A 13,668-nucleotide genomic window follows, 5' to 3' on the forward strand; every position below is an offset into this window, starting at 1 on the left:
TCACACCCCCGTCCTGATCGCCGCCACGGGATCGAGTTTCGCCGCCTTCAGTGCCGGGTAGAACCCAGAGATCTGGGAGAGGGCGATGGCGATGGCGATGCCGAGCAGGAGAAGGCCCGGTGTGACCATCGTGATGTCGGTATCGGCAAACGTGGCAAAGGTGTCGCCGAGCTGGGCGATGATAAAGGGTTTTCCGAAGACGTTGATCACGCCGGCGAAGACGATGCCGAGCAGATCCCCGAGTATCCCACCGATCAGGCCGATGAAGAGGCACTCATAGAGGATCAACCTGACCACGTCCCCGGACGACGCACCGATGGCCATCGTGATCCCGATCTCGCGAGTCCGCTCGAAGACCGACGTGATCATCGTGTTCATGATCATCAGCGCACCCACGATCAGTGCCACGCCCGCAAAGAACGCAAGGAGCAGGACGACCACGTCCATAAGTTTGTTCACCGACTCGATCTGCTCGAACGCTCCGGTGGCGGTGAGACCGAGGCCCTGGATGCCGTCCACGACCGAAAAGACCGTATCCGGGCTGTCGACCCTGACGAGGACGCCGTCGAACGATGTCGAGGTGTCGCCGCGCAACTCCTGCGCGACACCGCGGTCGATGAGCATCGCCTGGTCGAACGGGTCGTCCCGCTCCTGCAGGACACCGACAAGGGTGAAGTCCACCTCGGTATCGACGGGCATCCCGTCCTCGTCGTATTCACGGACCAGGATCGGGATCGTGTCGCCCAGGCGGATCCCCTCGTACCTCTGGAGGGACTCCGCAAGGTCGTGGCCGAGGACCGCCTGTCGCGTCCCGGCCTCGAAAGGTACTCCTTTCAGGTACTTCGGCTGGATCACCCCGCCGATCCCGTCCGGGTCCACGCCCACGACCCCGAGATAGGTCTGTCGTTTTGTCGCATAGGCGCCCCGGACAATTGCCGAAGACGCCCCGATATGCGACAGACTCGAAATTTCATCGATCTTCGCCGGCGTGATCAACTGGAGCGTCCCGCCCCGCATATCGGCCGTCGCCTCGATGAGGGTCAGGTCGGACTGGTCCTTGATCGCCTCCACCGCCTGGTAACGGATCCCCTCCCCGAGGGAGACAGTCCCCACCACCGCCGCGACACCAATCGCGATGCCGAGGGCGGTCAAAAGCACGCGCACACGTTTCCGCGCCACCTGCCGTGCCGAGATCTTAAGGTATTCAAAAAATTTTTCCATTTTCATGACGATATCACCCTCCCGTCGAGGAGTTCGATGGAACGGTCTGCCCGTCTCCCGAGTTCCCGTTCATGGGTGACGATCAGGAAGGTCGTCTCCCTCTCCCTGTTCACCGTGCGCATCAACTCAAAGATCCCGTCGCTCGTCTTCGAGTCCAGGTTCCCGGTCGGTTCGTCGGCAAGGACGATCGACGGGTTCCCGACAAGGGCGCGGGCGATCGCCACCCGCTGCTGCTCGCCCCCGCTCATCTGGCGCGGGTAGTGGCTCGTCCGGTTGCCAAGGCCCACCAGGTCCAGGAGAGTCCTGGCCCGCTCCTCCCTGACAGACCGCGTCTGGTAGTTGAAGAGCAGGGGATACTCCACGTTCTCCTGCGCCGTCATCGTGGGAATGAGGTTGTAGTTCTGAAAGACGAACCCGAGCGCTTCCCGTCTCAGGGCGACGAGCGCCTGCCCGTCCTCGAAGTCAATGCGCTTCCCGTTGACGACGACGTCCCCGGCCGTCGGACTGTCGAGGCCACCGAGGATGTTCATGAGGGTGCTCTTGCCGCTCCCGCTCCGCCCAAGAAGGGTGACGAACTCCCCCTTTTCGAGGGCGATGTTCACGTCGCAGAGAGCGACCACCTGATCGGTATAGGCCTTGGTCAGGCCATGCGTTTCCATTACGGTATCCATCAGATCACTTCCTTTCCAGCCTGAGAACGGCATTTGTGAGGACAAGATAGTCTTTCTCGTCCCGTACGGCAGCGAAATTGTTCTCTGACCGCAGGTACGGGAGGACATCCCTCCGGTCGATCCCGACCTGATTTGTCTCGTCGGAGTCGAAGACGTTCACCCACTCCTTCCCGTTCGATCCCGGGAAAATGGCGGAGATGATTGCGTCGAAGAAAGACGGCATGCTCGACTCGCCCTCGCGGTTCACGAAGAGACGGTTGATCACCGGGATCTTCTCCCGCGTGTACCCTCCCGAAGGGGCAACGAGGAGGAGTTCGGCCGAGGAGAGGGAGGACCGATCGATCGTCCCTTCGAAGTCGATCCGGCCCGTCGCCATCGCGGGCGTGATCCCGTAACTGCTGTACAGGAGGTCGGCCCCCTCCTTTACCCAGACAACATTTTCAGGCGACGAGGGACTCCCGTAGACCGCCAGCACCCCGATCCCCTGGACGACAAAGGTCCGGTTGTCGTCGGCCGCGTTCTTCAGGACGACGGAAAAAGTGTTTTTACCGGGTTTGACGCCCCCGGTCTCGAAGATGTCCATGCCGGTGAAGAAGTCGTTGCTGCTCACGAACCCCTTGGAGTCGGCATATCTCCCGGTCCGGTTCACCTGCTCGCCCGTATCCGTGCGGGTGACCGAGATCAGGGGGTAGATCGCCTTCTGGTCGATCTTGCTCCAGGACCAGTAGACATAGAGGCGCTGGTACCCGACCGTCGCGTCAAGGGGGAGGTCGAAGTCGTATGCAACGGCATACGCATCCCCGGCCTTGACTGCGCCGCTATAGGTGCCGTTCCCCGTGGTAAAGAGATAGTCGCCCCTGAACTCATCGTGGTACGCCGTGTCGAGGGGGTGGTCCCCCGCATAGGTGGCCGACGCGGGGGCGAGGAGAGAGAGGAGCACGACCAGGGCGACAAGCACCGGAACCTTACGGGAAGACATGGTCGCCCTCCGCGACATTGTTCCCGGGGTTCGCATCCCTGACCGTACCGCTCTCGTCCGCGACTATCCTGAGACGGTGTTTCCCGGGCGTCGTATAGAGCGGGGCATCGATCGTAACCGTCTCTCCCGCCTTCACGCCGTCGTCGAGGTGCTTCACCGCCGCCCTCGCACCGTCAAGATAGATGGTGAGGTCGAATGAGGGTGCGTCGCTCCCGCCGCTGTTCGTGATCGTGACCGGCACGGTATAGTCCGCATACCCGGCGGCGGCGACCGGCGGCGCTATCAGCGGGCACGAGGAGACGATGACCGCCGCCGCAATAAGGATGGCGGCACACTTCCCGCCGGGCGGGCGCCGCACCAGGAACGCGGCGATAAACAACCCCGCACACGCGGCAAAGAGGGGGAGAGGCGACTGCTGACTCCCTGTCTTTCCGGCCCCCGCGCTCACCGGCGTCCCGATGCGCACCGCAAGGTCGGGGATCGTCCCGACCCGGACCGGGACCGATGCTTCGGCACTCTCGCCGGCCCGCACGGAGATGGTGTGCCGGCCTTCGGCGAGAGTCATTTTCGCACCCACCTCCTGGACGCCCGACGCGGCCGGAGCGGCGGCAATGGTCTGCACGATTTTTCCGTCGACAGAGAAGGCCACCGGGATCGTACCTGCGGGCTTCGACCCATAGTTCCTCACGGTCGCAAGCACCGTGGCCTCCTCGCCGACATAGGCCCCCTTCACTCGCGGCGTGTCGACCGTAATGTCGGGGCCGCTCTGTGCGCCCGACAGTCTGGCGGTGAGAATGGCGATACAGGGGTGGATGTAGTCCTCGCCTTCGGGCTTCGTTCCTGTCGTGGTGATGACACCGTCGCCGTCCAGGTCCCGCCCACGCTCGAAGAGGATGGTGTTATTCTCCTTGAGAAGACTGCCGACAGGGAAGGTCTCGAAATCGACGTACCGGGTATCGGTCCCGGCCCCGCCCATGGCATTGCCGCATCGTTCGTCCCCGATATCCAGGGCACCGTCGGGATAATTCGACATGTCGGCCGGAGGGACGCCGAGGTCCTGCCCATTGAAGACGACATAGTCGGGCTGTCCCTTCGTCGAAGCCAGGAGCAGGATAGAAAGGTTCGCACCGGCCAGAACCGCCGGGTCGGCGTGGTCGAAGGAGACCTCGCAGGTGTCGTGCCTGGTGGGGTTGGTTCCGGCCCAGCCCTCGCCATGAAGGTTCTCGTTTCCTTCGGCGATCCAGTACTTCGTGACCGGTCCATTTTTATTTTCCACGACGGCGACGACGAAGATGCCATAGACCCGGCCGTCGATCTTGCTCTCGGCCTGGCCCCTGCTGGTCGCAAGGGAGACCGTGTTCTTGCCGCCATGAAGCGCGTCCGTGCAATCGTGCGCGATCCAGTAGACGCCATAGCCGGTCACATAGGTATCTTCATGGCGATCATCTTTCCCGAAGAGATTTCGCCGGGCAGGAACGCCGTTGTTGACGGTGACTTCTTCCCATCCGGTATACCGTTCTGTCCCTCCCCAGACTCCCGTATATATCCGTGCCCATACAGGCTTCGAAGGGAGGGAAAAAGACAACTCCTGGGGAGGGGCTGCAAGTCCGTAGGTCCCGAAGGTGAGCACGTCGCCCTGCACCTCCCCCTGCGCGACCACGTCGAGAGGGATGCCTTCGAAATCATAGACTGCCGATACAGGAGCGGCAAGGACGACCGCCGCCAGGACGATACCAAGAAGTACAGAGTGAAGGGGGGTTGAGCACATATGATATTCAAATGATGACACGAGTTATTAAAATAATTCTAAATGATGTGAACAGATATGTCATATACTAAAAATTGTAATCAGGCACTCACGGATCGTTCTGCAAAGGCTATCCCGGTCTCTCTGAAGGAGTCTCGACCGAATACAACCTTCGGGATCAGATAGCGCAGGCCTTATTGCAAAAGACCCGGAAAACAGTATACACCATGCCCCTGAATGCAATCCGCGCCCTCCTCCAGTTCTGCACCGTCCTTCCCCTCGGACGGCCCGCAGACTTCGACGCCTTCGCGCGCCACTCCTGGCTCTACCCCGTTGCCGGGTGGGTCACCGGCGGGTGCGCCGCAGGCGTCGCCTTCCTCCTCTCCGGCAACCCCGGCCTTGCCGCGGCCGCCGCGATCGCCGCGGCGATCATCGTCTCCGGGGCAAACCACTTCGACGGCCTCCTCGACCTCGGCGACGGCCTGATGGCGCACGGCAGCCGCGAAAAAAGGGTCACCGCCCTCACCGACAGGCAGATCGGCGCGGGGGGCGTCGCCTGCGGCATCCTCACGACCCTCCTCGCCGTCCAGGGCCTCTCCACCGTCGCCTCGATTCCCCTCGCCGTCCTGACCGCCGAGGTCTGCGCAAAACTCGCCATGGCCGGGATCACCGCCCTCGGCACACCCTTCCACGAGGGCATCCATGCCTACCTCCACGGCTTTGCACGGCCCTGGTTCGCGGGCCTCGCCCTGCTCCCGGTCGTTCCCCTCGTCCTCCTGACGGGCCCGGTCCCCCTCCTGAAGGCCCTCCTCGCGACCGGGATCGTCGCCGCCCTCCTGGTCGCCCTCGCGTACCGCCTCTTCGGCGGGGTGAACGGCGACGTCGCCGGCGCCTCGAACGAGATCGTACGGGCGGCGGCCATTATCGCCCTCGCGATCTAGGGCGCATACACCTTTTTATGCTCGTCTTCAGCATCTATTCCTGATGATAACGGACAAAATGATACAGGAAAAAACCATCTATACGCGGGGCGGGGTGATCACGCAGAGGAACCCGGACCTCTGTGCGATCAGGATCCGGATCCCTGCAGGCGTCCTATCCATTGAAAAGATGAGAGGGATCGCACGGATCGCCAAAAAATACGGGAGCGGCGAGGTGCACCTCACCACCAGGCAGACCATGGAGATCCCGGACGTCGACGCCACCAAACTCGTGGCGATCGCCCGCGCCCTTGAAAAGAACGGGACGCCCCTTGGCGCCGAGCACAACGAAGTCGTCAATATCATCGCCTGCCCGGGCACGGCACAGTGCAAATTTTCCAATATCGAGACCTTCGACCTTGCCCGGAAGATCGACGCACTGGTCTTCGGCCGCGAGATGCCGGTCAGGGTACGGATCTCCGTTGCAGGGTGCCCGAACGCCTGCACGAGCCCGGTGCTCAACGAGATCGGGATCGTCGGCCGGATCCGGCCCCTCAGGGTGGAGGGGATGTGCACCGGGTGCGGGACCTGTGCCGAATATTGCAAGGAGAAGGCGATCATCATCAGGAACGGGATCTCCGAACTGATCCCGGAAAAATGCGTTCAGTGCGGCATCTGCATCCTGTCCTGCCCCTTCGACCTGCTGAAGTCTGAGTACCGCCACTACCTCGTCACCGTCGGCGGGCGGCGCGGCCGGCACCCGACGCCAGGACGGGACCTCGTCACCGTCGAGACCGAGGAAGATGTCCTGAAAGTGGTCGACAAAACCGTCTACTGGATCTTCAGAAAAGCATGGAGCGGAAGGCACCTCGCCGACCAGCTCGACGAGATCGGCTTCGAAGACTTCCGCAAAGGTATACGAGAGGAATTCAGCGGCGAAACATAGACGTATAGCCACAACCGGCATCGTCTTCACAGGCGACGGCGTCCCCGTCCCGCACTATCGAGTTGAAGAGCATCGCGGCGTTCAGGACCTCCTCGTCCATACCGAACCCCGCGGGCTTCTTCATGATCTCGCGCTGCGGGGCAGGGAGCACCCTTTTGCCCGCACGGACGCCGGTACAGTGCTTGCAGTAAGCGCAGTGGCTGTAAACGGAAACCTCTCCCGTAGCGCAGGTCACGGTTACCCTGCCTTTTTCAGTATCGCGGTGGAACTCCAGTGTTTTCATAGGACACTGAGTGTTTGTACAATCAGGAATTTGAGCGTGTCGATACTCCAGTATAAACCCCGAGGACCAGAGAGCAGATGGATATCGAAATGGTTTATATAGATCGATGCCCAATATATGATACTCGCTTCAATCCGACTGTGCAAACAGTCCCATATTTGAGTGGAGGATAACCAATGGCAACCGAAAAACCACACATGAACCTCGCTGTCATCGGGCACATCGACCACGGCAAGTCGACTACCGTCGGTCGCATTCTCTTCGAGACAGGAGCCGTAGCGCCTCATATCATTGAGGGATTCAGAAAGGAAGCCGAAACCAAGGGTAAGGGTACCTTTGAGTTCGCATGGGTCATGGACAGTCTCAAGGAAGAGCGTGACCGCGGTATCACGATCGATATCGCTCACAAGCGCTTCGACACGGAGAAGTACTACTTCACCGTCGTGGACTGCCCGGGTCACCGTGACTTCGTCAAGAACATGATCACCGGTGCATCCCAGGCCGACGCCGCACTTCTCGTCGTCGCCGCACCCGATGGTGTCATGGAGCAGACCAAGGAGCACGTCTTCCTTTCGAGGACCCTCGGTATCAACCAGCTCATCGTCGGCATCAACAAGATGGACGCCGTCAAGTACGATGAGAAGCGTTACAACGAAGTCAAGGAACAGCTCTCCCAGCTCCTGAAGATGGTCGGCTTCAAGCCGTCGGAAGTTCCGTTCATTCCGATCTCCTCGTACGAAGGGACCAACATCAAGCCGAAGAGCAACGAGAAGACCCCGTGGTACACCGGCCCGTCGGTCATCGAAGCACTCAACGCGCTCAAGGAGCCCGAGAAACCCACGAGCCTTCCGCTCCGCCTCCCGCTTCAGGATGTCTACACGATCTCCGGCGTCGGCACCGTGCCTGTCGGCCGTATCGAGACCGGCATCATGAAGAAGGGTATGAAGGTCTCCTTCATGCCGGCAAACGTAAACGGCGAAATCAAGTCCATCGAGATGCACCACGAGGAAGAACTCGAGGCGCTTCCGGGTGACAACGTCGGCTTCAACGTCCGTGGCGTCTCCAAGAACGAGATCCGCCGTGGCGACGTCTGCGGTCCCATCGAGGCCCCGCCGGTCGTTGCCGAGGAGTTCACCGCACAGATCGTCGTTCTTCACCACCCGAGCGCGATCACCGTCGGTTACACCCCGGTCTTCCACTGCCACACTGCACAGGTCGCCTGCACCTTCACCGAACTCGTGAAGAAGCTCGACCCGCGTACCGGCCAGGTCAAGGAAGAGAACCCGACCTTCCTCAAGACCGGCGATGCAGCGATCGTCAAGATCCGCCCGACCCGCCCGATGGTCATCGAGAAGATCAAGGAGATCCCGCAGCTCGGCCGCTTCGCGGTCCGTGATATGGGGTCGACGATTGCCGCCGGCATGTGCATCGACATCCAGGCAAAGCAGATGAGATAAATCTGTCAGTGGGTGAAGTCAATGCAAAAAGCCAGAATACGCCTTTCAGGGACGGACTACGATAAGGTTGAGATGGTCTGCGACAGGATCAGGGAAATTGCCGAGAGGACGGGCGTGAATCTGGCAGGGCCGATCCCTCTGCCGACCAAGAAGCTTGTCGTCCCGATCCGGAAGAGCCCTGATGGCGAGGGAACTGCGACGTGGGATCGCTGGCAGATGCGCGTGCACAAGCGTCTCATCGACATTGACGCCGACGAGCGCGCTCTCAGGCAGCTGATGCGTATCCAGGTGCCGAAGGATATCGGCATCGAAATCGTGCTGGAGAGTTGATGCTGTGAGCGGCACCTCTGCCGCCGGATTTGCCATTCGAATCCAGAAATCTCTCTCATTTGAGAGACTATTTTTTTTTATCTTCGTGCTTGCGGCGGTCCTGCGGTTCGCATTCCTGGATCTCAAACTCTTCCACCACGACGAGGCCATCCACGCGTGGTTTTCGTACAAACTCCTGACCGAAGGCACCTATATCTATGACCCCTCGTATCACGGCCCTCTCCTCTACTATGTGACGGCCGGCATGTTCGCCCTCTTCGGCGACTCCGACCTTGTCGGCAGGCTTGTCCCGGCATTTCTCGGTACCATGGTCGTGGCCCTGGTGTACCCCCTGTACCGCCTGGGATATCTCGACCGGATGCAGGCGCTGGTCGCGGCTCTGTTCCTCGCGATCTCGCCGAACATGGTCTATTTCTCGCGGTTTCTCAGGAACGACATCTTCATTCTCTTCCTGACCTTCGTCCTGCTCCTCGCCCTGATCCTCTACTTCGAACGGGGGCAGGTGCGGTACGCCGTCCTTGCAGGGCTTGCGGCGGGCCTCGGCATATCGTCCAAGGAGAACATGCCGATCGTGCTCGGCATCTTTGCGGCATATATCCTGTACCTCCTCTGGACACAGAAGGTGAAACTCCGGAAGGGGTGGATACGTGACTTTGTCCTGGGCGTCCTGGTCATGGGCGGGGTGATCGCCGTCCTCTACTCGTCTTTCGGCGCCAACCCGGAGCGGGTGCTCACCTGGGTGCCCGACGCCATCGGTCACTGGTGGGCGATGCACGAACAGGAAAGGCTCGGCGGCCCGTTCTTCTTCTACATCATCTTCTTCCTGCTGTACGAGCTGCCGATCTTCGCCCTTGCCATTGTGGGCACGGCCCGGTTTATTCAGAAGGGGCGAAAGAAGGCAGAGGTAGCGGTCCAGAGCCTGCACGAGGTCGTCGAGACGTCCCTTGCACAGGTCAATGGTCATGCGCCCGTGCCCGTAGCCGTCGATCCCCCCTTCGACAAGAAGGAGGAGTTCTTCAGGTTCTGTATCGTCTGGATGGTCCTCTCGCTTGTGGCCTATGCCTATATCGGCGAAAAAGTGCCCTGGCTCATCGTCCACCAGCTCCTGCCCCTCATCTTCGTCGCCACCTACGCGATGACGAAGAAGAAGGCGGTGGTTGCCGTAGTGTCGAGCATCTTCCTGGTGCTCGCCCTCTGGCATGTCGCCTATGTCCCGGCCGACGTGAACGAACCGATCGTGCAGGTCCAGAACTCCGAGGACATGCGGGAGGTGATGGCCCTGATCGACGCCTCGAACGCGACGGCGATCGCCTCAGACCGCTACTGGCCGCTGCCGTGGTATTACCGCGGCGACCGGGCAGCGAATCTGAGTTATTACGGGCGAAAGATCGAAGAGAGCAATTTCAGGGACGGGAAGTTCGACGTGGTCGTCGCCTCGGACCAGGAGAGTTACGATTCTCTCCCGGGCTTTGAGAAGAAGACCTACAACCTCAACTACTGGTTCTCGTGGTACGACAACAAGGACCGTCTCCCCCAGTATTACGTCCTCCGTGACGGGAAGATGGGGAACATGAAGCTCGATGTCTTTACGAGAAACGTGACATCGGCCTGAATCCTTTTTTTTCGGCTCTGTAGAATCAGGCATGAGTCGGGAGCACGCCTCAGGCATACCGCATGAAAATTGTTCTGAGGAGATTCTTCTGGTCGACATGCCTTCCCGCACGCTCGCGCCGGGGGACTACCTCGAAAATCTACGATTTTCTCAAGTTCCTTGCAGTCGCATCCCCCGGACGGCGAAGGGCTTCGCCCTTCTCGACTCCCTCCGGTCGTCCCCCGGATTGCGATAGGGTCGGGAAGGCAGGGGGCGGAGATTCCATCTCGGAAAGGGGATGCCCGATGAGAGTCAGAGCCTCGTGCGAACCTGGAGAGTCGTTCTTCGAAATCATTTTCATGAGCATATCCCAAAACTCTCGTTCATTCTCCCCATCTCTGCATGCAGAGATCGGGAGAAAATATCATGATCGGGTCGATATCTTCCTGAATTCCATGAAGAATCGTGCGAAACCACCGCCTTCCCCCAGGTCTCTGCCGGGGGACTGACGCCCCCGGACCCCCGAAACAGGATAGGGTCGGGGAAGAGAGATCCTGATGAAGGAGATTGCCATCCACCCCCTATCGCAATGATGGGGGTCGGGGGGTGAAACCCCCCGGACAAGACGCCAGAACAGGATTTTTCAGAACCACATACCGGTCATTCCATCGACAGGACAGAGGGTAGGATCAGTTTTTGGATGACCTCATGGTAAATCCTGTTCTGGAGTACCTGGCCCGGGGGACTCCCCGGCGCGATGGTATAGGGATGCGTGGTGATCAGGCGTGCCGCCCTCATCGTAGAGTCTTTCCTGTAATCTCGCACCCGGGGGTTGTACCCCCCGACCCCCCCACGGTGAGGATAGACCGGGGCGGCAATGAAGTGGTGGCCCCGTGTGGCGTCCTGCTCCGAAGAGGGAACAAGGATCCACTCACCAGAGACCAACAAGAATTTTCATCCTTTTCGTCGAGATAGGGCGGGGAATTACCTCTCTCTTCTGGATCTCGTGTTCGCTCTTCCCCGGTCTTATCCTGATGGCAGCAATCGAAAACATAGACCAGAATGAAAAAACGACAAAAAAGAATAGAGAGACGACGTCTCCCTGGCCGACTGATGGTAAATTATGGTTTATCCCAGTTCGTCCCACTTTCTCCGGCCCCTGAAGTGGAGCACACCGGCGACGATGAGGACGATCAGGACACCGGCACCGATATAGAGCGGGAGGTTCCCGAAGTTGAAGGAGAAGCCCTCGCCGACCTCCTGGCGAACCTGCGTCCCCATGGTGAGGGTGGAGTTCGCCTTCTGGTAGGCCTCTGTCGCCTTGATCCTGGCGGAGTTATAGTCCTTCGCGTTCATCTTCTCGTTTGCCGCAGAGAGGGACTGGGCCGCGAGGTCGCGCTGGGTCTTGAGGTTGATCACCCGCTGGTCGGTGCCCATCTTCCTCTCGACCTCGAAGTAGGTGATGATCCCGTCGATCTGGCCGATGGTATTCTGGGTGTCCGTGATCGCCTTCTGGGCCCAGGCCTGGGAGAGGGCGGTCTCTGCAGCGGCCATGGCATCCTGTGCGGCGGTCAGTTCCTTCAGGGCCGCCGCATAATCGGAGGTCGCCTCGGCACGGTTGATCGCGGCCTTTGCCTCGTCGTACTTCGTCTGGGCCGCCGAGGTGTCGACGCCAAGGGCGATCTTCTCGTCGATGCCGGCCTTGAGGGTGTTCAGGCGGGTCTTTGCCGTGCCGATGTTTGTCTGGACGTCCTGCGGGTTCACGATCGTCCGCTTGATAGCGTACTCTGTGTTCTCCCGGGCCTTGTAATCGGCATCGACCTGCCTGTACCGGGTGACAATCTTCTCCTGGGTGCTCGTCACCTTCGGGACGGTCCCCTCGAAGTCGACGATAAGGGCCTCGTCACCCTTATATTCGAGGAGCCACACGCTGAGCCGGAGGTTGCGGCTGGAAGAGACCGTCGGTTTGCCTCCGGACATGTCCTTGCCATCGACCGAGACATAGTATGTCCACTTGATGTTGTCAAGGTCGGAGTAGAACTCCAGCATATCGTTTTCATACTTGTCGGCGGTCTCCTTCGGCGTAATCTTCATGGAAACGGTCACTTTCTCGCCGGGGGTGAGATCTCCCGACGACGGGCTGACTGTCGGATTTCCTGAAACCGTGTAACTTGACGATGCAGATGCCGCCTGGACCAGACAGGCGGCAATGAGAAGCCCGATCAATACCTTTGTTATCGTCCTCATAGTCCTCACTCAAACAACGGATCGACATCGGAGTCATCGAACATCGAAGAGCGCTTCTTCGACTGGATAACATCCTCTTTCGTCTGCTTTGCAATTTCAAAGAGTTCGCGGACCCGCGGGGCCTCGCCGATGGTCGCAAGGACGACCACGGCCGCGACATAGTTGCTGGCGACCGGATAGTCGCCGCCGCGGACCTCGACACCGGCGATGTTCTCCTCAACCCAGCTCTTCGCCTTCTCGACACCTTTCCGGTCCATCTCTTCCGAGTTACCGGCGACGAGAACAAGCGCACGCTCCGCGGTCGAGTAGTCGCAGGGGAGGGTCAGACGCCCGAGCATGGCCCGGCGGACGAGGGCGATGATCTTTGCAGATTTGTCCTCGCCGGTCAGCACTTCCTCGACCTGCTCCTTCTTCGAGAGCGTGTCACGCAGGCCCCCGAAGAACCCTTTCTTCTGCTTCGTCCGCTCGCTCACGACCTCGGTGACGGCATAGCCGACACTCGTGATCCCGCCCCCGCGGAGGGTGTTGATCACTTCGGACGAGTCGACGACCATCTCGCCGACGCCGGCCTTACCGACCTCGCCGGCACGGAAGAGGACGCCGAACCGCCTGACGATCTCGTCGTTCAGACGGGAGTAGGCGGTCTTGACACTCTCCCCCTCGTTCTTCCAGGCGGCATTGTCGAAGACGAAGACGTTATCGGCCTCGTTGACAAGCGTGGAGAGACTGCGTGCCGCGTTGTAGGTGTACAGCCTGCCCTCTTCCGGCGCGGGGATGAGACCGAGCGCGTAGACAGGTTCACGGTAGATCCTCTTCAGGTGCCGGGCGAGCACAGGGGAGCCACCCGACCCGGTCCCTCCGCCGAGGCCGGCGACGATGACAAAGGCGTCGACGTCATGGGTGCCGCGCGTGTCGATCGCATTGATGACCGAGTCGATCTCGTCCGCGGCGATCCGTGCGCCGGTGACGTTGTCGGTGCCCACACCGTGCCCCTTGACCACTGTCTGGCCGATGAGAATCCGATCTTTGAGTTCGATATGCTTTAGCCCCATCAGGTCGGTGCGGGCGGTGTTGACGACGATGCCCCTGAAGTTATTCGAGCCGGACACTCTGTCCTGCTCGATAAACATGTCAACGACCTTCCCGCCAGCCTGACCGAATCCTATGAAAAATACCCTCATTCAGTTACACCATCCAGTCGGCTCCATAAGTATAAGGACACTAGTGCTGGTATCTAGCTAATAGTAAAGTTCTCCCATGAGTTCAAAAACTTTCT

At 60.2% G+C, this 13,668-nt stretch carries 12 protein-coding genes; 5 read left to right on the plus strand and 7 right to left on the minus strand.

The features are described from left to right. Genes MEFOE_RS11140 through MEFOE_RS11155 form a run of 4 tightly spaced genes read right to left on the minus strand, consistent with a single transcriptional unit; the run spans position 1 to position 4,639 of the window. Positions 1-1,227: an ABC transporter permease gene (locus tag MEFOE_RS11140; RefSeq protein WP_235809617.1), complete on the minus strand. Its 1,227-nt coding sequence runs from the start codon at positions 1,225-1,227 to the stop codon at positions 1-3. After that, entirely contained in the window at positions 1,224-1,892 is a 669-nt protein-coding gene (locus tag MEFOE_RS11145) for an ABC transporter ATP-binding protein (RefSeq protein WP_067052102.1), read from the minus strand. The genes MEFOE_RS11140 and MEFOE_RS11145 overlap by 4 nt, the downstream gene beginning before the upstream one ends. Before the next feature lie 4 nt (positions 1,893-1,896). Further along, the gene (locus MEFOE_RS11150) at positions 1,897-2,871 is read right to left on the minus strand and encodes a DUF3344 domain-containing protein (RefSeq protein ID WP_083523451.1); all 975 of its coding nucleotides are present in this window, start codon (positions 2,869-2,871) and stop codon (positions 1,897-1,899) included. Further along, positions 2,858-4,639, minus strand: a complete 1,782-nt coding sequence (locus tag MEFOE_RS11155; protein ID WP_067052106.1) for a DUF3344 domain-containing protein — start codon at positions 4,637-4,639, stop codon at positions 2,858-2,860. The genes MEFOE_RS11150 and MEFOE_RS11155 overlap by 14 nt, the downstream gene beginning before the upstream one ends. 206 nt (positions 4,640-4,845) lie before the next feature. Here MEFOE_RS11155 and cobS point away from each other — a divergent pair, with 206 nt between their 5' ends. Further along, the gene (gene cobS / locus MEFOE_RS11160; protein ID WP_067052108.1) at positions 4,846-5,559 is read left to right on the plus strand and encodes an adenosylcobinamide-GDP ribazoletransferase; all 714 of its coding nucleotides are present in this window, start codon (positions 4,846-4,848) and stop codon (positions 5,557-5,559) included. A gap of 58 nt (positions 5,560-5,617) precedes the next feature. Then, positions 5,618-6,484 (plus strand): 4Fe-4S binding protein, encoded by an 867-nt coding sequence (locus MEFOE_RS11165; RefSeq protein ID WP_067053258.1) that lies wholly within the window; start codon positions 5,618-5,620, stop codon positions 6,482-6,484. Here MEFOE_RS11165 and MEFOE_RS11170 read toward each other — a convergent pair. Next, positions 6,468-6,767, minus strand: a complete 300-nt coding sequence (locus MEFOE_RS11170; protein WP_067052110.1) for a hypothetical protein — start codon at positions 6,765-6,767, stop codon at positions 6,468-6,470. The genes MEFOE_RS11165 and MEFOE_RS11170 overlap by 17 nt on opposite strands. A 176-nt stretch (positions 6,768-6,943) precedes the next feature. Here MEFOE_RS11170 and tuf point away from each other — a divergent pair, with 176 nt between their 5' ends. The 3 genes from tuf to MEFOE_RS11185 are packed head-to-tail and all read left to right on the plus strand — an operon-like array spanning position 6,944 to position 10,166. Next, entirely contained in the window at positions 6,944-8,224 is a 1,281-nt protein-coding gene (tuf, locus tag MEFOE_RS11175; RefSeq protein WP_067052112.1) for a translation elongation factor EF-1 subunit alpha, read from the plus strand. A gap of 21 nt (positions 8,225-8,245) precedes the next feature. Further along, a complete protein-coding gene (gene rpsJ, locus MEFOE_RS11180) occupies positions 8,246-8,554 on the plus strand; it encodes a 30S ribosomal protein S10 (protein WP_067052113.1) in 309 nt (102 codons plus the stop codon). Positions 8,555-8,558: 4 nt separating this feature from the next. Continuing rightward, a complete protein-coding gene (locus MEFOE_RS11185; protein WP_067052114.1) occupies positions 8,559-10,166 on the plus strand; it encodes a flippase activity-associated protein Agl23 in 1,608 nt (535 codons plus the stop codon). A 1,107-nt stretch (positions 10,167-11,273) separates the two neighbouring features. On the opposite strand, the gene MEFOE_RS11195 is transcribed toward MEFOE_RS11185, so the two are convergent. Together MEFOE_RS11195 and MEFOE_RS11200 are read right to left on the minus strand one after the other, a co-directional pair. Beyond that, complete coding sequence (locus MEFOE_RS11195) at positions 11,274-12,392, minus strand: hypothetical protein (RefSeq protein WP_153015957.1); 1,119 nt, start codon at positions 12,390-12,392, stop codon at positions 11,274-11,276. 5 nt (positions 12,393-12,397) lie between these two features. Then, positions 12,398-13,573 carry a tubulin/FtsZ family protein gene (locus MEFOE_RS11200; protein WP_067052121.1) on the minus strand — a complete coding sequence of 392 codons (1,176 nt, stop codon included), beginning with the start codon at positions 13,571-13,573 and terminating at the stop codon, positions 12,398-12,400. Positions 13,574-13,668 lie beyond the last annotated feature (95 nt).

This window comes from Methanofollis ethanolicus (assembly GCF_001571385.1).
In the GTDB taxonomy this organism is placed as follows: Archaea; Halobacteriota; Methanomicrobia; order Methanomicrobiales; family Methanofollaceae; genus Methanofollis; species Methanofollis ethanolicus.